Annotated in this window: 17 protein-coding genes and 2 riboswitches; of the genes, 5 read left to right on the top strand and 12 right to left on the bottom strand. The window is 70.0% G+C overall.

The genetic code is table 11. The features are described from left to right. Positions 1 to 8: 8 nt before the first annotated feature. Genes KU887_RS08780 through cobW form a run of 3 tightly spaced genes read right to left on the bottom strand, consistent with a single transcriptional unit; the run spans position 9 to position 5,995 of the window. Positions 9 to 1,094, bottom strand: coding sequence for an ATP-binding protein (locus tag KU887_RS08780; protein WP_060268071.1), 1,086 nt, complete (start codon positions 1,092 to 1,094; stop codon positions 9 to 11). Then, positions 1,091 to 4,900, bottom strand: coding sequence for a cobaltochelatase subunit CobN (gene cobN, locus KU887_RS08775; protein WP_212246586.1), 3,810 nt, complete (start codon positions 4,898 to 4,900; stop codon positions 1,091 to 1,093). The genes KU887_RS08780 and cobN overlap by 4 nt, the downstream gene beginning before the upstream one ends. Positions 4,901 to 4,906: 6 nt before the next feature. Beyond that, a complete protein-coding gene (gene cobW, locus KU887_RS08770) occupies positions 4,907 to 5,995 on the bottom strand; it encodes a cobalamin biosynthesis protein CobW (protein ID WP_060268068.1) in 1,089 nt (362 codons plus the stop codon). 329 nt (positions 5,996 to 6,324) lie between these two features. Beyond that, positions 6,325 to 6,591: riboswitch (cobalamin riboswitch) on the bottom strand. 152 nt (positions 6,592 to 6,743) lie between these two features. Here cobW and KU887_RS08765 point away from each other — a divergent pair. The 5 genes from KU887_RS08765 to KU887_RS08745 all read left to right on the top strand — a co-directional run bounded on the left by KU887_RS08765 (position 6,744) and on the right by KU887_RS08745 (position 12,426). After that, positions 6,744 to 8,882 (top strand): TonB-dependent siderophore receptor, encoded by a 2,139-nt coding sequence (locus KU887_RS08765; protein WP_052106065.1) that lies wholly within the window; start codon positions 6,744 to 6,746, stop codon positions 8,880 to 8,882. 69 nt (positions 8,883 to 8,951) lie between these two features. Then, a riboswitch (cobalamin riboswitch) is annotated at positions 8,952 to 9,189 on the top strand. A 108-nt stretch (positions 9,190 to 9,297) separates the two neighbouring features. Further along, a complete protein-coding gene (gene cobA, locus KU887_RS08760) occupies positions 9,298 to 10,107 on the top strand; it encodes a uroporphyrinogen-III C-methyltransferase (RefSeq protein WP_375167898.1) in 810 nt (269 codons plus the stop codon). Continuing rightward, positions 10,104 to 10,481: a cobalamin biosynthesis protein gene (locus KU887_RS08755; protein ID WP_006496449.1), complete on the top strand. Its 378-nt coding sequence runs from the start codon at positions 10,104 to 10,106 to the stop codon at positions 10,479 to 10,481. Before cobA ends, KU887_RS08755 begins: the two co-directional genes overlap by 4 nt. 35 nt (positions 10,482 to 10,516) lie before the next feature. After that, positions 10,517 to 11,119, top strand: a complete 603-nt coding sequence (cobO, locus tag KU887_RS08750; protein ID WP_006476035.1) for a cob(I)yrinic acid a,c-diamide adenosyltransferase — start codon at positions 10,517 to 10,519, stop codon at positions 11,117 to 11,119. Positions 11,120 to 11,121: 2 nt separating this feature from the next. Next, complete coding sequence (locus KU887_RS08745; RefSeq protein ID WP_058901452.1) at positions 11,122 to 12,426, top strand: cobyrinate a,c-diamide synthase; 1,305 nt, start codon at positions 11,122 to 11,124, stop codon at positions 12,424 to 12,426. Positions 12,427 to 12,516: 90 nt separating this feature from the next. Here KU887_RS08745 and KU887_RS08740 read toward each other — a convergent pair whose 3' ends face one another. The 9 genes from KU887_RS08740 to KU887_RS08700 all read right to left on the bottom strand — a co-directional run bounded on the left by KU887_RS08740 (position 12,517) and on the right by KU887_RS08700 (position 26,152). Beyond that, entirely contained in the window at positions 12,517 to 12,816 is a 300-nt protein-coding gene (locus KU887_RS08740) for a type II toxin-antitoxin system RelE/ParE family toxin (RefSeq protein WP_021033200.1), read from the bottom strand. Beyond that, entirely contained in the window at positions 12,806 to 13,051 is a 246-nt protein-coding gene (locus KU887_RS08735) for a type II toxin-antitoxin system ParD family antitoxin (protein WP_021033199.1), read from the bottom strand. The genes KU887_RS08740 and KU887_RS08735 overlap by 11 nt, the downstream gene beginning before the upstream one ends. Before the next feature lie 114 nt (positions 13,052 to 13,165). After that, on the bottom strand, positions 13,166 to 14,329 hold the full coding sequence (locus tag KU887_RS08730; protein ID WP_006486051.1) for a M20 aminoacylase family protein: 1,164 nt from the start codon (positions 14,327 to 14,329) through the stop codon (positions 13,166 to 13,168). A 157-nt stretch (positions 14,330 to 14,486) separates the two neighbouring features. After that, positions 14,487 to 15,503: a GNAT family N-acetyltransferase gene (locus KU887_RS08725; protein WP_034201946.1), complete on the bottom strand. Its 1,017-nt coding sequence runs from the start codon at positions 15,501 to 15,503 to the stop codon at positions 14,487 to 14,489. Further along, positions 15,503 to 16,342, bottom strand: a complete 840-nt coding sequence (locus KU887_RS08720; RefSeq protein WP_058902265.1) for a N(5)-hydroxyornithine transformylase PvdF — start codon at positions 16,340 to 16,342, stop codon at positions 15,503 to 15,505. Before KU887_RS08720 ends, KU887_RS08725 begins: the two co-directional genes overlap by 1 nt. A gap of 86 nt (positions 16,343 to 16,428) precedes the next feature. Further along, on the bottom strand, positions 16,429 to 18,696 hold the full coding sequence (locus tag KU887_RS08715; protein ID WP_062910647.1) for a TonB-dependent siderophore receptor: 2,268 nt from the start codon (positions 18,694 to 18,696) through the stop codon (positions 16,429 to 16,431). A gap of 22 nt (positions 18,697 to 18,718) precedes the next feature. Continuing rightward, a complete protein-coding gene (locus KU887_RS08710) occupies positions 18,719 to 20,095 on the bottom strand; it encodes a lysine N(6)-hydroxylase/L-ornithine N(5)-oxygenase family protein (RefSeq protein ID WP_258250002.1) in 1,377 nt (458 codons plus the stop codon). 32 nt (positions 20,096 to 20,127) lie between these two features. Continuing rightward, positions 20,128 to 21,165: a GNAT family N-acetyltransferase gene (locus KU887_RS08705; RefSeq protein WP_046337228.1), complete on the bottom strand. Its 1,038-nt coding sequence runs from the start codon at positions 21,163 to 21,165 to the stop codon at positions 20,128 to 20,130. Next, complete coding sequence (locus KU887_RS08700; protein WP_258250001.1) at positions 21,155 to 26,152, bottom strand: non-ribosomal peptide synthetase; 4,998 nt, start codon at positions 26,150 to 26,152, stop codon at positions 21,155 to 21,157. Before KU887_RS08700 ends, KU887_RS08705 begins: the two co-directional genes overlap by 11 nt. Between the last annotated feature and the right edge of the window lies 1 nt (position 26,153).

The raw sequence follows: 26,153 nt of genomic DNA, 5'->3' as shown, positions 1-26,153 counted from the left end.
TCGATGGCTCAGCGTTTTTTTAGCGGCAGCGGCACCACGCTTTTCACGTCGCGCAGCCCGGCCGGTTCGGGCGGCAGGTAGCCCCAGTCGCCCTGCGATGCGGACGCATCGCCTTTCGTGTCGCCGGTCTCGCCCGGCCGGTCGTCGGGCCGCTGGCGCGGGTTCGGCGGCGAACGATCGTCGCGTTCGTCATCGTGCTGCGACGATGGGGGCGACGACGGCGGCCCCGCGTGGCGCCGGTGCCGCAGCACGGCTTCGGCCACGCGCGCCACATGCGACACCGTCACCGCGTCGGCCTGCTCCAGCGCGGCCAGCGCGCGCGCGGCGCGCAGCATCACGAGATCGGCCCGCAACCCGTCGACGGCCGCGTCGATGCACAGCGCGCTGACGCGCGCATGGACCGCATCGTCGAAATCCAGCGCCGGCAGCCGCCCGCGCGCCGCATGAATCCGGTCCGCGAGCGTCCGCTGGGCCGCCGCATGACGCGCGCGAAACGCATCCGGATCGAGATCGAACGCAAGCCGCGCCTTCACGATCCGCTCGCGCTGGGCGGCGTCGAAGCAGTTCTCGAGCTCGACCATCAGCCCGAAGCGGTCGAGCAACTGCGGGCGCAGCTCGCCCTCCTCGGGATTCATCGTGCCGACCAGCACGAAACGCGCATCGTGCGCGTGCGACACGCCATCGCGCTCGACGATGTTCACGCCGCTCGCGGCGACGTCGAGCAGCGTATCGACGAGCCCGTCGGCGAGCAGGTTCACTTCGTCGACGTACAGCACGCCGAGATGCGCGCGCGCCAGCAGGCCGGGCCGGAAGCGCACGCCGTTTTCGGCCAGCGCATGCGCGAGATCGAGCGTGCCCGTCACCTGCTCGTCGCTCGCCGACAGCGGCAGCGTGACGAACTGCCCTTCCGGCAGCAACTCGGCGAGGCCGCGCGCGGCCGTCGATTTCGCGGTGCCACGCGGGCCGCTGACGAGCACGCCGCCGAGCGACGGGTCGATCGCGGCCAGCAGCAGCGCCTGCTGCAACGCGTCCTGCGCGACGAGCGCCGCAAACGGAAAAACCGCGCGGGCGCGGGGCGTCGTCGGATCGGTCATCGCCGTCCTCCTTCCTGGCGTTGTTCGCTGGCGAGCCAGACCGCTTCGATCCGCTCGCGATAGGGGCCCGGCTGCTGCCACAGCCCGCGCTGCATCGCTTCGACGAAGCGTTCGCAGATGCCGTGCAGCGCCTTCGGGTTGTGCCGTTCGAGGAACGCGCGGGTGGCGTCGTCGAACAGGTACGCGTCGGCGACGAGCGCGTACTGGTGATCGGACAGCACGCGCGCGGTCGCGTCATAGCCGTACAGGTAGTCGACGGTCGCCGCGAGTTCGGCCGCGCCCTTGTAGCCGTGACGCTTCACGCCGTCGAGCCATTTCGGGTTGACGACGCGCGAGCGGATCACGCGGGCGATCTCCTCGCGCAGCGTGCGCATCTTCGGCGCGACCGGGTTCGCATGGTCGCCGTGGTAGATGCTCGGCTGCTGCCCGGACAGGTGCCGCACGGCCGCCGTCATCCCACCCTGGAACTGGTAGTAGTCGTTCGAATCGAGGATGTCGTGCTCGCGGCTGTCCTGGTTCTGCACGACGACGTCGATCGTCGCCAGCCGCTCGCCGAACACGTCGGCCGCGGCGTCGCCCGCGCTGTTTTGCGCGTACGCATGGCCGCCCCATTGACGATAGGCGTCCGCGAGATCGGCGTCGGTCTGCCAGCGGCGCTGGTCGATCAGGTCCTGCAGGCCCGCGCCGTAGCTGCCCGGCCGCGCGCCGAACACGCGCCAGCCGGCGCGCCGGCGCGCTTCGTCGGGCGCCACGCCCTGCGCGATCCACTTCCCGCGTTCGCGCTCGATGCGTGCGCGAATCGGGTTCAACGCTTCGGGTTCGTCGAGCGCGGCAACGGCCTGCACGGCCGCGTCGAACAGGTGCATCAGGTTCGGGAACGCGTCGCGGAAGAAGCCCGACACGCGCAGCGTCACGTCGATGCGCGGCCGGTCGAAGATCTCGATCGGCAGGATCTCGAAGTCGGTCACGCGATGGCTGCCGTGCGCCCATTTCGGGCGCACGCCGATCAGCGCGAACGCCTGCGCGATGTCGTCGCCGCCGGTGCGCATCGTCGCCGTCCCCCACACCGACAGCCCGATCGCGCGCGGATAGTCGCCGTGATCCTGCAGATGACGCTCGATCAGCTGCTGCGCGGATTTCAACCCGAGCGACCACGCGGCCTGCGTCGGCACCGCGCGCGTATCGACCGAGTAGAAGTTGCGGCCGGTGGGCAGCACGTCGGGACGGCCACGCGACGGTGAACCGCTCGGCCCCGGCGGCACGAAGCGGCCGTCGAGCCCGCGCAGCAGCTGACGCATTTCCTCGCCGCCGCACGCGTCGAGGGCGGGCAGCAGCATCGTGCGCACGCGTTCGAGCACCGCGAGCGTATGCCGCCATGCGCCGGGCGGCGGCATGTCGATACCGGGTTCGTCGGACGCGGCTCCGCACACGGCGTCGAGCCAATGCTGCGCAAGCCGTTCGAGCCGCTCGCGCGTATCGCCCGCATGCCGCCACGGCGACGCGTCGAGCGTTTGCAGGACGGCCGGCCGCGGCCCGGTCCACGGCGCGGCCCAGTCGGCCGCGAGCGGATCGAAAGCGTCGCCGAGCGCGAGATCGCGCGCGAGTGCGCCGATCAGCCCGGCGCGTTCGCCCTTGCCGTCGCCGACCGGAAAGCGTGCGAGCGCGAGCAGCGTGTCGCGCCGCTGGCGCGCGACCGGCGACGCGCCGAACACGTGCAGCCCGTCGCGAATCTGCGCTTCCTTCAACTCGCACAGCCACGCGTCGACCCGCGTGAGCAGTGCATCCTCGTCGCCCGCATCGCGCGGCGGCGATACGCTCAGTTCGTCGTGCAGGCGATGCTCGGCGATCGTCGCGAGGATCGTCTTGCGCAACAGCTTCGCGCGCCGCGCATCGACCATCAGCGCTTCGTAGTATTCGTCGACCTGCCGTTCGAGATCCTGCAGCGGGCCGTAGTTTTCCGCGCGCGTGAGCGGCGGCATCAGGTGATCGACGATCACGGCCTGCGCACGGCGCTTCGCCTGGCTGCCCTCGCCCGGATCGTTGACGATGAACGGATACAGGTGCGGCAGCGGCCCGAGCGTCAGGTCGGGCCAGCACGCGTCGGACAGCGCGACGCTCTTGCCCGGCAGCCATTCGAGATTGCCGTGCTTGCCGAGATGGATGACCGCGTCGACGCGATACGCATCGCGCAGCCAGAAATAGAACGCGAGATACGCATGCGGCGGCACGAGATCCGCATCGTGGTAGCTCGCGTAGTCGTTCTCGCCGCGCGAGCGCGACGGCTGGATGCCGACGAACACGTTGCCCGCGCGCCAGCCGGCGATCGTGAAGCGCTGCTGCCTCAGCGTCGGATCGGCTTCAGGCGGCCCCCAGCGTGCGTTTAGCGCATCCCGCACGGTGGCCGGCAGCCGCGCGAAACGCGCGACGTAGTCGGCCAGCGCGTAACTCTGAAACGCGGGACGCAGCGTGCGCACGGCGGGATCGTTGGTCACGCCTTCGGTGAGTTGCGCGATCAGCGCGTCGCCGTCGGGCGGCAGGTCGGCCACCGTGTAGCCCGCGTCGCGCAGCGCCGCGAGCACGCGCAGCGCGGAGGCCGGCGTATCGAGCCCGACGCCGTTGCCGATCCGCCCTTCGCTTTGCGGATAGTTCGCGAGGATCAGCGCGATGCGCTTGTCGGCGTTATCGAGCGTGCGCAGCCGGCACCAGCCGCGCGCGAGCGCCGCGACGAACGCGATCCGTTCCGCATCCGGCTGGTAGCGCACGACGTCGACCTCGGTATGCGGGCAGCGATACGCGAGCCCCTTGAAGCTCACCGCGCGCGTGACGATGCGCCCGTCGACTTCGGGCAGCGCGATGTGCATCGCGATGTCGCGTGCGTGCAGGCCCTGGTTGTCGGCCACCCACGCGTCGCGATTGCCGCCGGACAGGATCACCTGCAGCACCGGCGCGTCGCCGGCCAGCACGTCGGGCTCGGGGCTGTCGATCGCGCCGGCAGCGAACGCGGTGGTATTCAGCACGAGCGCGACGCCGTGCGTGTCGCAGAGCTGCGTGATGACCTCGCGGCTCACCGCGTCCTTCAGCGACGTCACCGCGATCGGCAGCGGATTCAGCCCGTGGTCGATCAGTGCGTCGGCCAGCGCGTCGAACACCGCCGTGTTGGCGGCCTGCCAGTGCGCGCGATAGAACAGAATCGCGACGACCGGCGCGCCGGGCGTCCAGCGCGGTCGCCAGTCGTCGACGCTCGCGCGGTCGCGCGCCGGGTGATACAGCGCGGCGGCGGGCAGCGGCCGCGGCGGTTCGGGTTCGTCGCCGAAGCCGAACGTGTGAAACGCGATGCTGCGCAACAGCGCGTCGGCGTTGTGCACGCCGCCTTCGCGCAGATAGCGCCACCACAGCCGGCACAGCTCGGGCCTGACCGTGCTCTTCGCGACGAGGTTCGGGTCCTCCTGCAGGTCGCCCGAGAACATCGCAAGCTGCTGCCCGCGCTTCGACGCGAGCGACACGGCCTGCTCGATCCCGTACGGCCAGTACGCTTCGCCGCCGAGATGATCGATCACGACCGTCTTCGCGTGCCGCAGCACGTCGTCGACGTAGAAATCGACCGACGCCGGCTGGCGCAGGAACGTGACGTTCGCGAGCCGCACGCTCGGGAACCCTTCGGGCAAGTGCGGCACGACGCTCGCGAGCAGCGACAGCGTCGTGTCGGCCGAACTCAGGATCACGATGTCGGCCGGCTGCTGGTCGATCCGGACGACGCCCTGCGTATCGTCGACGAAGCCGCCCGGCGTGGTGCGCAGCAGATGCATCGTGCGTTACGCCTGTTGCGGCTCGGCCGCGCACGCGGCGTCGAACGCGCGTTGCAGCGCGGCCGCGTCGAGATCCTCGCCGATCAGCACGAAGCGGCTCGCGCGGGTTTCGCCGTCCTGCCAGCGGCGGTCGAAATAGCTGTCGAAGCGGCGACCGACGCCCTGGATCACGAGCCGCATCGGCGCGCCGGGCAGCGCGGCGAAGCCCTTCGCGCGGTAAATCGTGTGCGCTTCGACGACACGTTGCAGCGCGGCGATCGTCGATTCGCGCGTGCCGGCGTCGCCCGATACCACCACCGAATCGAAATCGTCGTGATGGTGATCGTGATCGTTGTCGTCGGCCGAGCCGTGATGGTCGTGACGCAGGTGGATCGTTTCCTCCGACGCCGATTCGAGGCCGAGCAGCAGCGCGAGGTCGAGCTCGCCGCGCGTCGCGCGCACGATCTTGACCTGCGGCGGGGTTTCGTCGCGGATCGCGGTTTCGATCTGCGCGAACTCGGCGTCGCCGACGAGGTCGGCCTTGTTTACGATCACGAGATCGGCGGACGACAGTTGATCGGCGAACAGTTCGTGCAGCGGCGATTCGTGGTCGAGGTTCGGATCGGCGCGGCGCTGTGCGTCGACGGCCTGCGGGTTTTCCGCGAACTGGCCGCTCGCGGCGGCCGGCCCGTCGACGACGGTCACGACCGCGTCGACCGTGAAGCTGTTGCGGATCGTCGGCCAGTTGAACGCCTGCACGAGCGGCTTCGGCAGCGCGAGGCCCGACGTCTCGATCAGCACGTGATCGATGTCCGCGCGGCGCTCGACCAGCGCTTCCATCACCGGATAGAACTCTTCCTGCACGGTGCAGCACAGGCAGCCGTTCGCGAGTTCGTACAGCTGGCCCGTTGCCTCGCCCTGCGCGCCGTCGGCATCGTCGCAGCCGATCCCGCAGCCCTTGAGGATTTCGCCGTCGATGCCGAGCTCGCCGAATTCGTTGACGATCACCGCGATGCGGCGGCCTTCGGCGTGCTGCAGGATGTGGCGCATCAGCGTCGTCTTGCCGCTGCCGAGAAAGCCCGTGACGATCGTGACGGGCAGCTTGCGTAGGGTCATGGTAGGTCCGGTGTCGAAGAGGGAATCAGGACGGGATCGTCGCGTCGGCGGCGACGCGGCAATTCAGCGGGCGGTGCGCGGGAAGCTCGCCGCGTGATCCGCGCGGACAGCCGCGCGGCGGGCGGGACAACGAATCGGACATGGTGCTTCCTTGCGAACGGTCGACATCGTGAATGCCAACACGGCTGCCGCGTGCGTAGCCCGTGTCGCCTGCCGTTCGCCGTGCCGGCCCGGGCGCGTTCGCGCGGCGGGCGGATCGGGGCAAACAGCGGGAAACACCGGGCGTCGGGCCTGCGGCGGCCGTGGACGATGCGCCGCCTCCCCGCGGCGCTGAACCCCAACGTTTAGGCCGGTATCCGGGCTGACGAACACGCCGCTTCGCCTTCCCGGATACGCGCGGCATCCAGTGGCGGTCGTCCGCATGCGCGCGGCATGCGGCGAAGCGGCGCTGCGTGGCGCTTGCGCGCGACGCGTTCGCTTACCGTTGCGGGGGCAGCACAGGTTGGCTCGACTGCGGCGCAGGCAGGCTCCCTGTTTCCCGTTTAACTGCGCACGCCGGAGCGGCGCGCGCGAGCACCAAAACGCGTGCGAGTGTAGGCGGCGGTGCGGGGAGCGTCAAGGCGAGCGACCGGCGACGAACGCGAATGATTGTCGTTTTCAACTACACGAGATAAACTTCACCCGATAACAACACGAACCACCGCGCAACGGCCATGTGAGGCAATCACTCAGTCATCCTCAAATTTCCATGTCGAAACGACAGATATCCGGGCGGCGTTTTCCTGTGCTGGCCCTGTCGCTGTGCTCGATTGCCGGCGTTGCTTCCTGCCCTGCCGCGGCGGCCGAGTTCGACGACGAACTGCCCGCGGTCGAGGTGCGCAGCCGCCGTCATCCGAATGATCCGCGTGCGGAAAGCGTGAGCACGGCGACCCGCACCGCGAGCGATCCGCGCGACGTACCGCAAACCATCGACAGCGTCTCGGTCGAGGAAACGCTGTCCTATGGCGGCCGCACGCTTGCCGACGCACTGGCCGGCGTGCCCGGTGTGTCGAATACGTCGGACACGCGCTTCGATTCGTTCCGCATTCGCGGCTTTTCCAGCGCGGGCGACTTGCTGCTCGACGGCATGCGCGACGATGCGCAATACGTACGCAGCCTCGGCAACATCGAACGCGTCGAGGTGCTGAAGGGGCCGGCTGCCGCGCTGTACGGGCGCGGCAGCGGCGGCGGCGTCATCAACCGGATCACCAAGCAGCCGTTGCCGGAAAACTTCGGACATGTGTCGGCGACGACCGGCAGCTACGGACGGCTCGGCGCGTCGGTCGATCTCAACCGGATGCTGTCCAGCGCGTGGAGCATGCGGCTCAATGCGGGACGCGAACACGCCGGCAGCTTCCGCGACCACGTCGACGGTACGCGTCAGTTCGTCGCGCCGTCGATCAAGTGGCACGACGCGCGGCGAAGCTGGCTGCTGCAGTTCGAATACGACACGTACCGACGCGTGCCCGATCGCGGCATGCCGGCGCCGGTCGCCGCGGTCGATGCGGCCGGCAAGCCGCTCGCGTTCTCGCTGCCGTCCGCACCACGCGCAACCTTCTTCGGCGCGGCGGGCCGCGACACGATCCGCGACGAGACCATGAACTGGCGCTCGGTCTTCACGCATGCGCTCGACGGCGACTGGGAATTGCGCCATACGCTCGGCGTGCTGGATTTGCGCAGCACCTTCGACAATACCTACGTCACGCAAAGCTACGTCGCGAAGCCGCGCGACTACCGGCGCGTGCAACGCGCACGTTACCTGCAGGACATGACGCAGCTCAACGTGCAGACCGGCGTCGAACTGGGCGGCAAGGTCGCGACCGGTCCGGCGCTGCATCACCTGCTGTTCGGCATCGAATACGGCTGGCAGAAGCGCACGCCGGCGCTCTGGCAGGCCGACGCGGCGCCGGTTCCGGTGACCGGACCGGATCGCTTCGCCCTCGTCGGCTCGACGCCGCGCCCGTACGCGATGAACCGCCACCGTGTCAGCGACTACGCGCTGTTCGCGCAGGATCGCGTCGACCTCGGGCGAGCGTGGAAGCTGCTCGGCGGCCTGCGCGCGGAACGTTTCGACGTCGATTCGACCAACGCGCTGAACGGTCTGCATGCGCGGCGCACGACGACGGCATGGAGCCCGCGGCTCGGCGTCGTGTGGTCGCCGGTCGGCGCGCACAGCCTGTATGCGTCGTACAGCAAGAACTTCGCGCCGGTCGGCGGCGACCTGATCGGCATCACGCCCGACGCGCGCGGCAACGCCAACGATCTCGGCCCGCAATACACGCGCCAATACGAGATCGGCGTGAAAAGCGACTGGCGCGATGGCGCGCTGAGCACGACGCTCGCGCTGTTTCAGCTCGACCTGTACAACCGCCGCATCGCCGACCCGGTTCGCCCGGGCTTTTTCGACCTCACCGGCCTCGAACGCAATCGTGGCCTGGAACTGGGCGTCGCCGGCCGGCTCACGGGCGACTGGTTCGTCCGCGGCGGCATCGGCTGGCAACACGCGCGGGTGGTCGACGCCGAGCCGAAGTATGCGGGCAAGCGCTCGGCGGGCGTGTCGGCGTCGAACGGCAGCCTGTTCGTCAGCCATGCGCCGCTGCGCGGGTTTTTCGCCGAACTCGGGGTCGTGTACGAGGGCGCGCGTTACGCCGATCGCGACAACCTGCTCGAACTGCCCGCGTACCTTCGCTGGGACGGCAAGGCCGGCTATCGCACGCGCGACCTCGAGGTGACGCTGGCGGCCGTCAACCTGGCCGATCGCGACTACTACGCGAATGCGACGGGCCTCGCGCAGATCGTGCCCGGCGCGCCACGCACGTTCACGCTGACGGCGGCATACAAGTTCTGACCTCGCGGGCGGCGCCGGCGCCCCGCGCAGCCGCTCCGCCGGGCGGCTTGCGCGTTGCAGGCCTGTGCTATCGTATGCGCCGCGTTCGGTGCTCGCATGCGCATTCGGTGCATGCAGTTAAACGGGAAACAGGAGGCGGACATCCGCCCGGCCTGTGCTGTCCCCGCAACGGTACGCCGCCCGCGCCGCGCGCTTCCTCGCGCGTGCGCCCAGGCCGCCCGCGATGCCACTGCCCTTCGACCGGGCGGGAAGGCTGCGGTCTGGCAAGCGGCCAGCCCGGATACCGGCCGACGCAAGGGGCGAGCGCGCTGCTCGCCGAACGCCCGATCCGCGGGGGACGGACCGGGTGCGCATTCCCCCGCGTTCGCGCGGGTTTCGCCCGATCCGCCATGCACTGCCTGTCCGCCGGCCGCCGATGCGCCGCCCGCCTTCCCTGTTCCACTGTTTCGACACGGTGCGCGCCGTGCCGCGCGCGATGAGCCGCGCCTGGCTCGTCGGCGCCGGCCCCGGCGACGCCGATCTGCTGACGCTCAGGGCCGTACGCGCGATCGGCGCGGCCGACGTGCTGCTCGTCGACGATCTCGTGAACCCCGACGTGCTGCGCCATGCGCGCGCCGATGCGCTGATCGAGCACGTCGGCAAGCGTGGCGGCCATGCGTCGACGCCGCAGGAGACGATCGTCGCCGCGATGCTCGCGCACCTGCGCGCGGGCCGCAGCGTCGCACGGCTCAAGGGCGGCGATCCGTTCGTGTTCGGCCGCGGCGGCGAGGAGCTGATCGCGCTCGGCGCGGCGGGCTTTCCGGTGGAAGTCGTCAACGGCATCACCGCGGGCATCGCCGCGCCGGCCGCGCTCGGCATCCCGGTCACGCACCGCGGCGACGCGCAGGGCGTGATCTTCGTCACGGGCCACGGCGCGGGGGCCGACGAGCCCGACTGGCGCGCGCTCGCGGCCACACGCATGACGATCGTGGTCTACATGGGCATCCGCCGGCTCGACGCGATTGCCGCGGCGTTGCGCGACGGCGGCCTGCCCGGCGACACGCCGTGCGCGGCAATCGAGAACGCCACGCGGCCCGAACAGCGCCACGTCCACGCGACGCTCGATACGCTCGTCGCGCGCGTCGGCGAAACCGGCATCGGATCGCCGGCGATCGTCGTGATCGGCCGCGTCGCGGCGCTCGCCGACGATCCGGCGGTGCGTGCGGCGCTCGGCGGCCACGCATGATGCGCGTCGCGCTCGGTGTCGGTTTTCGCGCCGGCGTCACGGCCGCGCAACTCGATGCCGCGATCCGCGCCGCGCTCGCGCGCTATCCGGCCGCCGAACCGGCGCTCGTCGCGACGCTCGTCGACAAGGCTCGCGCCCGTGCGCTGCGCACGCTGTGCGCGCGCCGCGGCTGGCCGCTCGTCGCGTTCGACGCGGCGCAACTCGCGAGTCGTCCGGAACTGGCCGCGAGCGGCCCGTCGGACGCCGCGCTGGCCCGCTTCGGCATCGCGGGCGTGGCCGAGCCGTGCGCGCAGCTCGCCGCGCCGCATGGCCGGCTGCTCGGCCCCAAATCCATCCGGGACGGCGTGACGGTCGCGCTCGCCGGCCCGCTCTGAAAACCCTTGTTTCGCTTTCGACAGGACGATTCCCGATGAAGACCGATTCCGAATCCCATCAGCGGATGGCCGAACGCCGCCGCGCCGGCCACGAGAAAAAGCAGGCCGCCGCCACCCAGGAGAAAGGCCTGCTGATCGTCCACACCGGCAACGGCAAGGGCAAGAGCACGGCCGCGTTCGGGATGGCCGTGCGCGTGCTCGGCCACGGCATGCGGCTCGGTGTCGTGCAGTTCATCAAGGGGGCGCTGCATACGTCCGAGCGCGACTTCCTCGGCGCGGTCGCGGAATGCGATTTCGTGACGATGGGCGACGGCTATACGTGGAACACGCAGAACCGCGACGCCGACATCGCGACCGCGCGCAAGGGCTGGGACGAGGCGCGCCGGATGATCGAAAGCGGCGACTACCGGATGGTGATCCTCGACGAGTTGAACACCGTGCTCAAGTACGAATACCTGCCGCTCGACGAAGTGCTCGCCACGCTCGTCGCGCGTCCGGAGTCGGTGCACGTCGTCGTCACCGGGCGGCACGCGCCCGATGCGCTGATCGATGCGGCCGACCTCGTCACCGAAATGCGGCTCGTCAAGCATCCGTACAAGGAGCAAGGCGTGAAGGCGCAGCGCGGCGTGGAGTTCTGAGCATGCCGGCCTGCCCCGCGCTGTTCGTCAGCGCGCCCGCGTCCGGCCAGGGCAAGACGTCGGTGACGGCCGGCCTCGCGCGGCTGCACCGCCGGCTCGGCCGTCGCGTACGCGTGTTCAAGACCGGGCCCGATTTCCTCGATCCGATGCTGCTCGAACGGGCAAGCGGCGCGCCGGTGCATGCGCTCGACCTCGGGATGGTCGGCGAGGCCGGTTGCCGGGCGCTGCTCGCCGACGCCGCGCGCGACGCGGACCTGATCCTGATCGAAGGCGTGATGGGCTTGTTCGACGGCACGCCGAGCAGCGCCGATCTCGCGGCCGCATTCGGCGTGCCGGTCGTCGCGGTGATTTCGGCGAAGGCGATGGCGCAGACGTTCGCGGCAATCGCGTTCGGGCTCGCACGGTTCCGGCCGGAGCTGCCGTTTCACGGCGTGCTGGCCAACCGCGTCGGCTCGGCGCGGCACGCGGAGCTGCTGCAACAGGCGCTGCCCGCGGATCTGCGCTGGCTCGGCCACGTGCCGGCCGATGCGGGCATCGCGCTGCCGGAGCGCCATCTCGGCCTGCATCAGCCGGCCGACATCGACGATCTCGACGCGCGGCTCGAGCGCGCGGCCGATGTGCTCGCGCAAACCGCGCTCGCCGAATTGCCGCCTGCCGTCGCGTTCGCGGAACCGGACGTTGCGGCGCCGCTGTCGCGCGCGTTGGCCGGCAAGCGGATCGCGGTGGCGCGCGATGCAGCGTTTTCGTTCATCTATCCGGCGAACCTTGTGCTGCTCGATGCGCTCGGTGCGGTGCTGCGGTTCTTCTCGCCGCTTGCCGACGAACCCGTGCCTGACGATTGCGACGCGCTGTTTTTGCCGGGCGGCTATCCGGAACTGCATGCGGCGACGCTGGCGGCGAATGCCGCGGCCGCACGGACGATTCGCGCGCATGCGGCCGCTGGCCGGCCGATCGTCGCGGAATGCGGGGGGATGGTGTATCTGTGCGAATCGCTGACCGACGTGGACGGCTTGACGACGCCGATGCTCGGCGTGCTTCGGGGCCATGCGACGATGCAGCGCCGGTTCGCGGCGCTCGGCATGCAGCAACTCGATACGCGCACCGGGCCGATGCGCGGACATACGTTTCACTATTCGCGGCTGGAAACGCCGCTGGTGCCGGTCGCGACCGCCGCCCGCCCCGATGGCAAGGCCGGCAGCGGCGAAGCCGTCTATCGCAGCGGCGCGATCGTCGCGACGTACATGCACATGTACTGGCCGTCGAATCCGGATGCGGTCGTGGCGTTGTTCAGTGGGGAAGCGTTCTAGACTGATCGGTGCCGTGTCCGCGTCGACGTGGCGCAATGCTGTCGGTATCGAGCAGCGCTTTGCAGCGATTACGGCATCCGACGTGCGAGGCTACAGATGTCGTTCGATGTCCATCCGTTGATGCAGGACACGGATGACGTCGATGGTTTCATCCGTTTCGCGATAGAACACAACGTGAGAACCAGCGGGGTAGCGAAAATATCCGTCGCGAACAACGCAAATCCGCCCCGCTTTTTTGCCGCGCGCCAGCGCTTCCATGGTGCCAATCAGATCGCGGTAATAGTGCTCTGCCTGCTCGGGCGACCAATGCTCGGCGGTATAGCGCCAAATGTCTTCAAGATCGCATTCAGCCAACGGGGTCAGCCGAAGTTGTCTGCCTTTAACCGCCATGCGTGGCCCGCATGCGGGCCAGGAAGGCCTCGCTGTCGAAGGGCTTGGGCGTCCCCGACCCTTCACCCGCCTTCAATGCTTCCTGCAATGCACGCATTTGCGTTTCGTGTGATTCGAGGAGCCGCAACCCGGCTCGCACGACGTCACTTGCGGAACCATATCGTCCCGATCGCACCTGCGCATCGACAAATTCTGCAAAGTGATCGCCAAGGGAAACGGATGTGTTTCGCGACATGAGTCACCTCCTTTAGATGCGGCCATCATATACCAATTTTTGGTACATTTCTCGTTCCGCTCCTCCAAAGCGGGGCCGATAGTCGGCCCGGTGCCGCATGTCTCGCGTCCTCAGTCACAGCAAAAACGCCTCGGCCAACTTCACCCAGTACGACGCGCCGGTCGGCAGCGCCGCATCGTTGAAGTCGTAGCCGGGGTTGTGCACCATGCAGCCGCCCTCCCCGTCGCCGTTGCCGATGATCAGGTAGCAGCCCGGCCGCTTCTCGAGCAGGAACGCGAAATCCTCGCTGCCGGTGAGCGGCACCATGCCGTCGATCAGGTTGGCTTCGCCGACCCATTCACGGGCAACGCCGCGCGCGAACGCCGTCATCTCCGCATCGTTCACGAGCACCGGATAGCGGCGCTGGTAGTCGATCGTCGCGCTCGCGCCGAACACGGCCGCCTGCGCATGCACGACCTCCTTGATGCGCGTTTCGAGCAGGTCGCGCACGTCGGGCTTCAGCGCGCGCACCGACAGGCGCATCTGCGCGCGATCGGGGATCACGTTCGGCGCTTCGCCCGCGTGGATCGCGCCGACCGTGATGATCGCCATGTCGAGCGGCGACACGTTGCGCGACACGATCGTCTGCAGCGCCAGCACGATCTGCGCGCACACGACGACCGGATCGATCGCCCGATGCGGCACCGCGCCGTGGCCGCCGCGGCCCTGCACGTCGATGACGACGGTATCCGACGACGCCATGAACGAGCCCGGCAGAAAGCCGAATTTGCCGGTCGGGAAGCCCGGCATGTTGTGCATCGCGAAGATCGCGTCACACGGGAATTGCTCGAACAGCCCTTCGTCGAGCATCTTCTTGGCGCCGCCGAGCCCTTCCTCGGCCGGCTGGAAAATCAGGTTCAGCGTGCCCGAGAAGCGGCGTTCGCGCGCGAGGTGCTTCGCAGCCGCGAGCAGCATCGCCGTATGGCCGTCGTGGCCGCATGCGTGCATCTTGCCCGCGATCGTGCTCTGGTACGGCAGGCCCGTCGTTTCGTGGATCGGCAGCGCGTCCATGTCGGCGCGCAGGCCGAGACGCCGCTTGCCGTCACCGACTTTCAACTGGGCGACGACGCCGGTGCCGCCGAGCCCGCGATGCACGGTGTAGCCCCACGACTGCAACTGCTCCGCGACGAGATCGCTCGTCGCGAATTCCTCGAAACCCAGCTCGGGATGGGCGTGGATGCGGTGCCGGATCTCGATCATTTCGTCGGCGAGGCCTGCGGGGATCACGCTGTGCGTCACGGTGTCGTCTCCTGATGTGCGATGGGGAACATGCAGGCAACGATAGTCGATTCGACGGCAACCGGGCAGACGGAAAGTCGTCGTGGTGGCAACTCATGGTTGCTACCTGTTGCAAGGCCGCGCACGCCGTCGCATCGACGCCGCGCGCCCCGCCCCGTTACGGCAACCGGAAGGTGTCGAAGAACGTATCGCGCTCGATCACCGTGAGCGCCGCGCGCTTGTGCGGGAAATCGAATTCCTTCAGCGTGTAGAACCCGAGCCGGTGCATGTACGCGATATGCCGCACGTGATCGACGCGCGGCTCGCCGACGAGCCGCTGCGTACGCGGTTCGTCGACGAACATGTAGTGCAACACCCCGCTCCACCATGCGTGCAGCTTGCCGGCGCTCTGGAAACGCGAATCGCCGATCAGCAGGTGCAGCCCGCGATCGTAGTCGTGCGCGTCGTAGAACGGCGCGAGGCGGTCCTCCTTCGCCCAGTAGAACTCGAAATAGCCGAACGGCGTGTCGTCGAAATAGCCGATCATCGGGTGCATGTGCGGATCGGCCAGCCGTTCGGCCAGATACGCCGCGTGCTCGTCGCGCGTGCCGCGCTGGTCCCAGAAATGCGCGACGCGGTCGAGGTTCATCCAGCCGCTGAACAGGTCCGCGTGGGCGTCGATGTCGACGGTGCGCAGACTGAACGTCATCCCGACCTGCGGCATGCTGCGCGCATAGATCTCGCCGGCCGGCGACGGCGGCCGCACCGGATGCCGATGGCCGTTCGTGATCGCGTAGCGCAGCGGCATTCCGCCCGACGCGGGCGCCTTCAGCCACGGCCGCGGGTTCTGCCAGAACGTCGTGCGCGACACGGTGAGCCGCAGCGTGTCGCCCGCGATCTGCGCGCCGTCGATCACGCCTTCGCGCACCGCCCGCGCGACGTACGATGCGACGGCCGTCGCATCGGCGCCGCCGAGCGGCACCGAGATCGTCGCCGCGTCGTGCCGCGTGTCGGTGTTGAACAGCGCGACGAACGTCGCGAGCAGCGCGTCCGGCGCGTCGTCGGGCCGCCACGCGTCGAGCGCATGCTCGACGACGGCCGCCGCCTGCCCGTGCGCGGCGCTGTCGAGCGCCGCGGCCACTTCACCTTCGACGGCGTCGGCTGCGCCGGCCGGTTTCGTCAGCGTGTCTTGCATCAGCATGCTCCCGCGTCATGGCGATCGGCGAGGACGTGCAGCCCGCGCTCGAGCGCCGGAAACAGGCTGCGCTGGAAGTTGTTCCAGCGCAGTTCGAGAATCGTGTCGTCCGGCGCGATCGGCGTGTCGAGCACGTCGCAGATCACCTCGCCGGAATCGATACCGTTGTCGACGTAGTGGAACGACGCACCCGTCATCGTCACGGGTTCGATCGACGACGTCGCGCCGGTGGCCCAGTCGACGCGTTCGCCGCGCGCACCGTGCAGCGCGTCGAGCGTCGCCCATGCGCCGCGCCGCTGGTACGGCGAACCGTCGGCCGTGATGCCCGGGTGGATGTTCGCGATGCGCCGGTGAAAACGCGCGCCCGGCCGCACGAGTTCGTCGAGGATCACGAGCAGCCCGTCGAGCACGACGATGTCGGCGTCGAGTTCCAGCAGGCGCTCGAGCAGGCGGCGCTCGAACGCCTGTTTGCCGGCCACGCGCTCACGTGCGTCGCGCGGCAGCCGCCGGTACGTCGACGGGATCGAACAGAACAGCGGGTCGACCGGCCGGCCCTGCACCGTCAGGCCTTCCGGCAGGATCCACGGGCGGCCCGGCGTGCGTGCGAACCCGTAGTCGGCCACTTTCGCGCGGTCGGCAGGCGAGCCTTCGTCGTCGTCGACGATCACGCCCTGGAGCGTGTAGCGTTCGCCGAGCGGCGAATCGTTCAGGCGCTCGACGAGGAATTCGAGCGGCGCCTTCATGTAGCGCGTGCCGCCGCGATAAGCGACCGGCTGGCCGGCGCGATCGGCCGCGCCGTTGCGCAGCGACTGGATGTAGACGAGATTTTTCTTCGGCATGGATGCGTCGTGGAAAAAGCGGACGACGGCGCCGCGGCCCACCTGCACCGGCCGCGAGGCCGGCCGGCGCGCCGCGGCGCGCGACGTCACCAGTTGTATTTCGCGGTCGCGATCACGGTGCGGTCGGTCCCGAAAATGCAGACGTTCATCGACTGGCAACCGCTGATGTAGTGGCGATTGAACAGGTTCGTCCCGTTCACCGCGAAGCGCCAGTTACGCGTGTCGTAATGCACGCCCGCGTCGAACAGCGTGACGCTCGATACCGTCAGCGAGTTGTCGGCCGCACCGGCCGACGCGCTCTGGTAGCGAATGCCGCCGCCGAGGCCGAAGCCGGCGAGCGGCCCCGTGTGCCAGGTCCAGTCGGTCCACAGCGACGCCATCTGACGCGGCCGCGGAATGTCGACCGGCCAGTTGTTCAGCGAGACGTCGTTGGCCTGGATGACCTTCACGTCCTGGTAGACATAGGACGCGACCACCGACAGGTTCGGCGTGACCTTGCCGGTCGCGCTCAGCTCGATCCCGCGCGAGCGCACCTCGCCCGACTGCACCGACTTCGTGCCGCCCGGATCCTGGCTCGGCAGCGCCGGCGTGATCCCGTTGGTCTGGTTGATCTGGTAGATCGCCGCGTTCAGCATCAGGTTCTTGCCGGGCGGCTGCCAGCGCAGGCCGGCTTCGATCTGCTTGCCGCGCGTCGGTTGCGGCAGCCCGCCGCCGAGCAGGTTCACGCCGATCAGCGGATTGAACGACGTCGCGTAGCTGATGTACGGCGACAGCCCGTAATCGCCCTGGTACGTGAGGCCGACGCGGCCGGTGAACGCCGTGACGTCCGCCTTCGTCGACGTGCCCGCCGCGCGGTCGTCCTGCCGCATGTTGACCCAGTCCTCGCGGCCGCCGAGCGTCAGCGTCCAGCGGTTCCACTTGATCTGGTCCTGCGCGTACAGCCCGAACGTGTTCATCGTCGTGTACGTGTTGGTGCGGCTCGTGGCGTCCGGATCCGAGAACACGCCCATCGTGACGGGCGTATACACCGGGTTGTAGAGGTTCAGCGTCGGCGCGGCGGCGAGCCATTCGCTGTCGGTCGCGGTTTGGCGGTTGTACTGGAAGCCGAGCAGCAGCGTATGCTGCAGCGGGCCCGTCGCGAAGCGGCCCTCGAGGTTGTTGTCGATGTCGAAGCGGCTGTAGTTCATCTGGAACAGGCCGGCCCAGCGCGATACGTCGGTCAGGCTATCGCCGGCGAAGCCGTTGGCGAACACCGACGCATTGTCGAGCGACAGGTGCATCAGGCGCGTGTTCTGACGGAACGTCCAGGCCGGCGTCAGGTTGCGCTCGAACTGGTAACCGATCGACCACTGCTTCTTGCGGTAGTAGTTGAAGTTGCCGTCGCCTTCGTAGATGTCCTTGTTGATCTGACCGTTCGGGTTCGGCAGCACCGTGCCCTGCGCGGGCAGGAAGTTCGACGAGATGTCGCCCCAGTCCTGCAGGTAGGTCGCGGACAGCGTCAGCGACGTATCGGCGTCCGGGCGCCAGCGGAACGACGGCGCGAGCGCGACGCGCTGGTCGTTGTTCGGGCCGGTCAGCGCGTTGCCGTCGCGTGCGACGCCGACGAACCGGTACGCATACTTGCCGTCCGGGTCGAGCTTGTCGCCGACGTCGATCATGAACTGCTTGCGCGCGTAGTTGCCGATCTGCACGCCCGCTTCGCGCACGCGCTCGCCGTCGGCGAGCTTGGTGTGCACGTCGATGATCGCGCCCGGATCGCCCGCGCCGTACAGCACCGAGGTCGGCCCGCGCAGCACGCTGATGCTGTCGATCATGTACGGATCGACGCGCCAGCTCGCGAGGTTGATCGTGTTCGGCACCTGCAGCCCGTTCACGTAGGCGGTCGGCGTGAAGCCGCGCAGCGCCGCGTACCAGTCGGAGCGGTTGTCCGAACCGTACGACGAGAAGCCCGGCACGTAGCGCAGCGCCGCGTTCACGTCGGTGGCGCCGGTCATCTCGATCTGCTGCGCGGTGACGACGTTGATCGTCTGCGGGATCTCGCTGAGCGGCGTGTCGGTCTTGGTGCCGGTCGTGCTGCGCTTCGCGACGAGCCCGACCGTGCCGTCTCCTGCCGAGGCCGCGTTGACGGTGATCGCCGGCAGCGTGCCGTTTTGCGCGCCGGTCGACGGATTCGTCGTCGCGCCGTTTTGCGCACTGCTGGCCGACGCCGCGGCGCCCGCGTTCACGGCCGGCGCCGTCTGGGCGTATGCGTGCCCTGCCGCCGCCGTACCGAACGCCACGCTTGCCGCGGCTGCGATCGCACGCAAACGCGTGCCTGTTGCCCACTCCATCTTCTTCTGCTCCAGTTTTTTCATGCGGTCTCCGACCGCGCCTTTGTCAAAGAGCGAAAGCCATCCGGCCTGCGCTCACCCCGTTATTCAGTCGTTTTTCGTGCGTGGCCCGGGCCGCACCTTCATCGTGCGCGGGCGCGATCCCGTTTTCGAGCGACGCGCAGATTTCGTCCGCACGGCGCGCCAGGACCGACAGCAGCGTGTCGGACAGGCCGTGGCTGTCTTCGCAGCAGCCTTGCAGGTAGATGCGCGGCGCGAAGTGCTCGGGCGTCGCGAGCAGGTAGTCGCGCGTCACGTCGCCGCGCGTGAGCGCGTCGCCCAGATGCGGCGCGAGCCCTTCGAGCAGCGCCGAATGCGTGTCGCGGCGGTAGCCGGTCGCGAGCACGAGCGCGTCGAAGCGCTCGACGCGCGTGGCGCCGCTCATCCGGTCGCGCAGCGTCAGCTCGATACGGCCGTCGGCGGTGCGCACCGCGGCCTCGATCGCGCTGTTCGCGAGCAGCGCGTGACGCGGCGTGCCGTCGATGCGCTGCAGGTACAGCATTTCGTAGATCTGTTCGATCAGCGGCCGGTCGACCACCGCGTAGTTCGTGTCGCGATAGCGCTCGAGCAGCGCGCGACGCGCGTCCTGCGGCTGCGCGTAGACGACGTCGGTGAATTCGGGGCTGAAGATTTCGTTGACGAACGGGCTGTCGTCGGCCGGTTTCAGGGCGCCGGCGCGCATCACGAGGTTCGCGTCGACGTGCGGGAAACGGCGCGCGAGGTCGATGAACACCTCGGCCGCGCTCTGCCCCGCGCCGATCACCGCGACGCGGCGGCGCTCGCCGTCGGGCGACGCGACGAGCCGGTCGATGTCGGTCAGGTACGACGACGAATGGATCATGCGGTCGCGGCCGAGCGCGGCGAACGCATCGGGAATCGCCGGCGTGCCGCCGACGCCGACCGACAGCGCGCGCGTGACGCGCTGGCGCTCGTGGCCGGCCGCGTCGCGCGACAGCACGCGCAGCGCGTCGATCCTCGCGCCGTCGCCGCGCACCGGCTCGATTCCCAGCACCGTTTCGCTGTAGTGGACGCGATCGTCGAACGCGTCGGCTACCCAGCTCAGGTAGTCGTGGAATTCGACGCGGGTCGGATAGAAGTTCTTCAGGTTGACGAATTCGTTCAGCCGGCCGCGTTCGAACAGGTAGTTGATGAACGTGTAGCGGCTTTTCGGATCGCGCATCGTGACGAGATCCTTCAGAAACGAGATCTGCATCCGGCAGTCGTCGAGCAGCATCCCGCGATGCCAGCCGAATGCCGGCTGACGCTCGACGAAGCAATGGGCGAGCGTGTGCGCGCCGCCGCGCTCCGCGAGGCGCACGGCCAGCGCCAGATTCGACGGCCCGAAGCCGACGCCGATCAGGTCGAATACGGTTTCTCTCTGCATGTCTCAGCTCCCTTGTCGGTGAATCCGGCCCGTCAGACGTGACGGCCGGAGAAGAACGTCTCGCGCAGCGTGCGCATCCACAGCGGCTGCGCGTCGGCCAGCGCGAGACGGCGCTGCCGCGCGAAACCATGCCGCGCGAGATGGTCGGCAACCCGCGTATGGCCGGCCGGCACGGCACAGCCGACCGCTTCGGTACGCAGGTCGTCGAGAAACAGGTAATGCACGACGGACGGCAGCCAGCCGGCCACGCGGTGCGGGCCGCGCCAGCGCGACTCGCCGACCAGCATCCGCAGCCCGCGGTCGTAGTCGCACGCCGCGACGTGCGGCCCGAGCGCGTCCTCCTTCAGCCAGAACGCCTCGAAATACGCGAACGGCTCGCCGTCGAAACAGCCGATCAGCGGCGTCACATGCGGATCGGCTTCCTGCGGCTGCCGGTCTTCCGCGCCGCGTTGCGCGGGCGGTGCGCCCGGCCAGCCGTCGCGCACGCGCGGCTCGTCGAACCAGCGGGCGAGCCGCTCGGCGTCCTCCGCCGGCTGCCAGCCGCGCAGCGTGAAGCGCACGCCGAGCGCCGGCAGGTCGCGCGCGTAGACCTCGCCGCGCGGCGCGGGCGGCCGGCGCGGATGACGCCGGCCGTCGGTGATCGTCGGCAGCGTCGCGCACGGCAAATGCAGACCGACGCGCCACAGGTCGGCCTGTTGCGCCCAGCCATCGCGCAGGCAGCGGCCGCCGTCGGCGAGCACGCCGCTCGCACGCAGCGCGTCGAGCGCGACGGCCGGCCAGGCGGCCGGGTCGAGCCGGATCGCCGCGTGGCACGCGCTGTCCGAAAACGCCGCGGCCAGTGCGGCCAGCAGCGCCCGCCGCTGGTCGGCCGGCGCCGCGCGATGGTTGTAGGCGACGAGGCGCAGCGCGCCGTCGTCGCCGAGCTGCGCGCGCAGCAACTGCGCGCCGATGCCGTCGCCGTGCGCGACGCGGATTTCCGCGCCGTCGCGCACGGCGAACAGGCCGTCCGCGAATGCGAGGCGGTAGGTATCGAGCATCGTGAATCCGTCCGGACGGACCTCAGCCAGCATGGCGCGCCTCCTGCCCCGTTTCCGCCTGGGCATCGACCCGCGCGCCGAGTGCCGCGAGCGTCGGCGCCGCGAACACGTCGGCGACCGTCAGCGCATGACCGGCGCGGCCGGCCGCGTCGACGAAGCGCACGACGTCGAACGACGTCGCGCCGGCTTCGAACAGATCCGCATCGGGCTCGGGAGCGGCCGTCGCGAACGTGTCCGACCACAGCGCGGCGAGCACGGCGGCTGCATGCGACGGCATGGCGTCGGGCCGCGTTACCGCGTTGACGTGGGCGCCGAACGCAGCCTGCGCGGCTGCACGGGCATCAGGCGCGCCGAGCGCCGCTTCCGACGCGCCGGCGAAACGCGCGACTTCGTCGTGGTACAGCTCGACGAGCGCCTCGACGAAGTCGCGCGCGAGCAGTTCGTCCGCATACGAGAACGCGGCGCTCACGCGGCCGTCCGGATGCTCGACGACGTCCAGCTCCAGCGTGAACACGACGCGATGGCGCACGTCGTCGAATTCGGCCAACGACAGGCCGGCCCAGTCGCGTGCGGCGGCACCGGTCGGGCGCAGGTAGTTGAACATCACCTGGAACAGCGGATTGGCCTGCGCGGCGCGCGGCGCACGCAGCGCGGCCACGACGTCGGCGAACGGCACGTCGGCATGCGCATACGCGGCGAGCGCTGTGTCGCGCACCTGCGCGAGCACGTCCGCGCGGCGCGCGGCCGGGTCGATCCGCGTGCGCACGACGACCGAGTTGATGAACAGGCCGAGCGCCGCGCGGGCCGCGTCGCCGGTGAGCTCGCGCGTCGACGCGAGCACGCCGACCGGCTGGTCGGCCACGCCCGTCGCGCGGAACAGCGCGGTGTTGAGCGCCGCGTGCAGCAGCATCGGCAACGTCGCGTGCGAGGCCGACGCGGCGTCGCGTGCCGCGCGAATCAGCTGCGCATCGAATTCGAACGCGATGCGGGCCGCGCGCCATTGCGGCACCGCCGGCGCGTCGACGCGCTGTGGCAGCACGCGCGACGGCAGATCGGCGAGCGCATCGCGCCAGTACGCGACACGCGCCGGATGGCACGGCGCGGGGAGCACGAGCGGGACGGCCGGTTGGACGGCCAGTTGGACGGCCGGTTGATCGGCTTCGTCGGCCGGCACGGCGCTGCCTTGCACGCGGGCGACATAGCGGGCGCGCACCGCGTCGAGCCACAGCTCGATCGATTCGCCATCCGACACGATGTGGTGGATCGTCACCGACAGCACGTGATCGTCCGCCGCGAGCCGCAGCACGCGGGCGCGCCACAGCGGCGCGTCGGTCGCGAGGTCGAACGGCGCGAGCGCATCCTCATCGGTCAGCGCGGCCGCGCGGGCCAGTGCGTCGGCTTGCGTCGACAGGTCGATCACCGGCAGCGCGACGGCAACGTCTGCGTCGATCCGCTGGCCCGGCAGCGCGCCGTCGCGGACGACGAGCCGTGCCCGCAGCGCCGGATGCCCGGCGGCCACCTCCGCGAACGCGGCGCGCAGCGCATCGACATCGAGCGGCCCGCGCACGCGCAACGCAACCGGAATGTTGTACGCGGCGCTGTCCGGCTGCGCGCGCCACAGGAACCACAGGCCGAGCTGCGCGGGCGACAGCGGCCACACGCCGTGGGCGTCCGGTTTGACCACGGCGACGCCTGGCGCCGTGGCGCCGGTATGCGCGGCGCGCGGCGCATCGGCCACCTGCCGCGCGTATTGCGCGAGCACGGGCGCCTCGAACAGCGCACGCACCGGCACGTCGCGGCCGAGCCGTTCGGCCACGCGCGTCGCGACACGCACGGCCGCGAGCGAATGGCCGCCGAGATCGAAGAAGTGATCGCCGCGGCCGACGCGTTCCAGGTTCAGCACGTCGCACCAGATCGCCGCGAGCGCGGCTTCGTCGCCGTCGTGCGGCGCCTCGTACGCGCGTTCGACGCGCACCGGCGCCGGCAGCCGCGCACGGTCGACCTTGCTGTTCGCGTTGCGCGGCAGCGCATCGAGCACGATCAGTTGCGCGGGCACCATGTAATCGGGCAGCGTGCGGCGCAGGTGCGCGTCGAGCGTCTCGGCTTCGACCGGCTGCGCCTCCGCGGTCAATTCGACATACGCGACGAGCTGCGCGAGCGCGCCCTGCCCGTGCACGACCGCGCAGGCTTCGCGCACCGCGTCGTGCGCGGCGAGCTGCGCTTCGATTTCGCCGAGTTCGATGCGCAGGCCGCGCAGCTTCACCTGGTGATCGACGCGGCCGATGAAATCGAACACGCCGTCCGCGCGGCGCCGCACGAGGTCGCCGGTACGGTACAGCCGCGCGCCCGGCGCGCCGTACGGATCGGGCACGAAACGCTCGGCCGTCAGCGCCGGGCGATCGAGATAGCCGCGCGCGACGCCGATGCCCTCGCCGCCCAGGTACAGTTCGCCGATCACGCCGACCGGCAGCGGATGCAGCCGCGCGTCGAGCACGTGCGCGGTGCGCGCGCCGACCAGCGTGCCGATCGGCAGATACGCGGCGTCGCCGAGTTTCGCGAGATCGTCGCCGGGCCGGAACATCCACAGCGTCGGCGTGATGACCGTTTCGGTCGGGCCGTAACCGTTGACCACGCGCACGTTCGGCAGCGCGCGGCGCAGCATCGCGAACGCCTCGCGCGACGTCGCCTCGCCGCCGACGGTCAGCGAACGCAGCGTCGGCGGTGCGCCGTGCGCGAGCGCCCATTCGGCGAGCTGTGCCGCGCAGCCGGGCGGCACGTAGGTCATCGTCACGCCGTCGCGCATCATCATCGCGCAGGTCTGCGCGGGCGGCCACAGCACGTCGGCCGTCACCGACACCGCGGCGCCCAACATGTATTGCGAAAACCAGCCTTCGTGCGCGCCGTCGAAATTGACCGACTGAAACAGCAGGAACACGTCGTTCTCGCCCGCGCCGTAGCGCTCGGCGATCGCCGCGCAATGCAGGGCGAACGACGCGTGGTCGACGATCACGCCCTTCGGCTTGCCGGTCGAACCCGACGTGTAGATCGCATATGCCGCATGGCCGGGCAGCACGTCCGGCAGCGCGACGTGCGCGGCTTCGTCGAGCGTATCGATTGCGTCCGCGCGCCACACGCGCAGTTCCGGCAATTCGGGCAACGATGCGGCGCTCGCGCCGTCGGTCAGCACGTGCGCGATGTTCGCGTCGCCGACGATCTGCGCGAGCCGTTCGCGCGGATGCGCCGGATCGAGCGGCACGAACGCGGCGCCCGACTTCAGCACCGCGATCAGCGCGACGAGCAGGTCGACCGAACGCTGCAGCGCGACGCCGACGCGCATCTCGGGCCGCACGCCGGCCGCCACCAGATGGCGCGCGAGGCGCGCCGCGCGGGCATCGACTTCGCCGCGCGTCAACGCGCGATCGACGTCGGCGACGCCGCGTGCGTCGGGCCGTGCGTGCGCATGCGCGGCGATGCGTGCATGCACCGGCACGAACGGCTCGGCATCGGTCGCGCCGGCCGGCGCGTTCCATGCGAACAGCTGCGCACGTTCGTCGGCCGGCAGCCAGTCGAGATCGCCGATCGGCAGGTCGGGACGCGCGAGCGCATCGGTCAGCAGCGTGACGAAGCGCGCGGCCAGCCGTGCGATCGCGTCCGCATCGAACAGGTCGAGCGCGTAGATGAAGGCGGCGTCGAAGGTGCCGTCCGGCGTCGCTTCGACGGACAGCGTCAGGTCGAACTTCGCGGACGGCGTGCCGGACGGCAGCAACGCGGCCGACGCCGCGCCGAGCGCCGGCAGCGCGCGGCGTTCGCCATACGCGGCCATCACCTGGAACAGCGGATGGTGGCTCGCGCTGCGCGGCACGCCGAGCGCGTCGACCACCTGTTCGAACGGCACGTCCTGGTGCATCTGCGCGTCGACGAGCGCGCGCTGCGTGCGTTCGACCAGCGACGAGAAATCGCCGTGCGCGGGCACGTCGACGTCGATCGCCAGCGTATTGACGAAGAAGCCGATCAGGCCGGCGACTTCCGCGCGCTCGCGGTTCGCGGCCGGCACGCCGACGCAGATCCGCGCGTCGCCGGTCGCGCGCGCCAGCAGCGCATCGAGCGCGGCGAGCAGCACCGCGAACGGCGTCGCGCCGGATGCGGCCGCGAACGCGCGCAGCTGCGCGCCGAGGCGCGCGTCGAGCGAAAACACATGACGCGCGCCGCGCGCACTGCGCCGGGCCGGCCGGGCGCTCGCGCCGGGCAGCGTCAGCACACCGCGCTGCGGATCGAGCCGTTCGCGCCAGAACGCGAGCTGACGGTCGCGCTCGCCGGCATCGAGCCAGCGGCGCTGCCACAGCGCGTAGTCGGCATACTGGATCGGCAACGGCGCGAGCGGCACCGGTTCGCCCGACGCATACGCACGATAGAACGCGGCGAGTTCGGACAGCATCACGCCCGACGACCAGCCGTCCGACACGATGTGATGGACGGTCAGCGCGAGCCAGTGATGCGTCGCGTCGAAGCGCACCAGATGCGCGCGCACGAGCGGCGCCGTGCCGAGATCGAACGGTTCGGCCTCGTCGGCCGTCGCGACGGCTTCCGCGCGCGCTACGCGTTGCGCGTCCGGCAACGCTTCGAGATCGGTTTCGCGCCACGGGCAGCGCAGCGGTGCGTGGATCGTCTGCGCGACGCCGTCCTGCGCTTCGTCGAAAGTCGTACGCAGCGCTTCATGGCGCGCGATCAGTGCGTCGCACGCGAGGCGCAGCGCATGTACGTCGAGCGGGCCCGTCAGCGCCAGGCGCTCGGTGATGTGATACGCGTCCGGCGCATCGATCAGCCGCGCGTGCAGCCACAGCCGCGTCTGCGCGAACGACGCCGGCACGCGGTCGGTACGCGGCGTGCGCGGCGGGATCGGCAGCACGCGAAAGTCGATGCCGGCCGCGCCGAGTTTGTCGATGAAGACCGCGCGCTGCGCGTCGGGCAGTTGCGCGAAACGCGTCGCGAGCGCGAGCCAGTCGGGTTGCACCTTCGTCATC

Source organism: Burkholderia sp. EMB26, from assembly GCF_024730645.1.
Taxonomy (GTDB): Bacteria; Pseudomonadota; Gammaproteobacteria; order Burkholderiales; family Burkholderiaceae; genus Burkholderia; species Burkholderia cenocepacia.
The sequence above is the reverse complement of the archived record's forward strand: the minus strand, read 5'-3'. Positions and strand labels throughout refer to the sequence as shown.

Excerpts from the sequence above, each read along its gene's own strand:
- KU887_RS08735 (WP_021033199.1), bottom strand. The coding sequence starts at position 13,051 with ATGTCGCGAAACACATCCGTTTCCCTTGGCGATCACTTTGCAGAATTT.
- KU887_RS08725 (WP_034201946.1), bottom strand. The coding sequence starts at position 15,503 with ATGCAAGACACGCTGACGAAACCGGCCGGCGCAGCCGACGCCGTCGAA.
- KU887_RS08740 (WP_021033200.1), bottom strand. The coding sequence starts at position 12,816 with ATGGCGGTTAAAGGCAGACAACTTCGGCTGACCCCGTTGGCTGAATGC.
- KU887_RS08700 (WP_258250001.1), bottom strand. The coding sequence starts at position 26,152 with ATGACGAAGGTGCAACCCGACTGGCTCGCGCTCGCGACGCGTTTCGCG.
- KU887_RS08720 (WP_058902265.1), bottom strand. The coding sequence starts at position 16,342 with ATGCCGAAGAAAAATCTCGTCTACATCCAGTCGCTGCGCAACGGCGCG.
- KU887_RS08755 (WP_006496449.1), top strand. The coding sequence starts at position 10,104 with ATGATGCGCGTCGCGCTCGGTGTCGGTTTTCGCGCCGGCGTCACGGCC.
- KU887_RS08765 (WP_052106065.1), top strand. The coding sequence starts at position 6,744 with ATGTCGAAACGACAGATATCCGGGCGGCGTTTTCCTGTGCTGGCCCTG.
- KU887_RS08715 (WP_062910647.1), bottom strand. The coding sequence starts at position 18,696 with ATGAAAAAACTGGAGCAGAAGAAGATGGAGTGGGCAACAGGCACGCGT.
- KU887_RS08780 (WP_060268071.1), bottom strand. The coding sequence starts at position 1,094 with ATGACCGATCCGACGACGCCCCGCGCCCGCGCGGTTTTTCCGTTTGCG.
- cobW (WP_060268068.1), bottom strand. The coding sequence starts at position 5,995 with ATGACCCTACGCAAGCTGCCCGTCACGATCGTCACGGGCTTTCTCGGC.
- KU887_RS08705 (WP_046337228.1), bottom strand. The coding sequence starts at position 21,165 with ATGCTGGCTGAGGTCCGTCCGGACGGATTCACGATGCTCGATACCTAC.
- cobN (WP_212246586.1), bottom strand. The coding sequence starts at position 4,900 with ATGCATCTGCTGCGCACCACGCCGGGCGGCTTCGTCGACGATACGCAG.
- KU887_RS08745 (WP_058901452.1), top strand. The coding sequence starts at position 11,122 with ATGCCGGCCTGCCCCGCGCTGTTCGTCAGCGCGCCCGCGTCCGGCCAG.
- cobO (WP_006476035.1), top strand. The coding sequence starts at position 10,517 with ATGAAGACCGATTCCGAATCCCATCAGCGGATGGCCGAACGCCGCCGC.
- KU887_RS08710 (WP_258250002.1), bottom strand. The coding sequence starts at position 20,095 with ATGCAGAGAGAAACCGTATTCGACCTGATCGGCGTCGGCTTCGGGCCG.
- cobA (WP_375167898.1), top strand. The coding sequence starts at position 9,298 with ATGCGCCGCCCGCCTTCCCTGTTCCACTGTTTCGACACGGTGCGCGCC.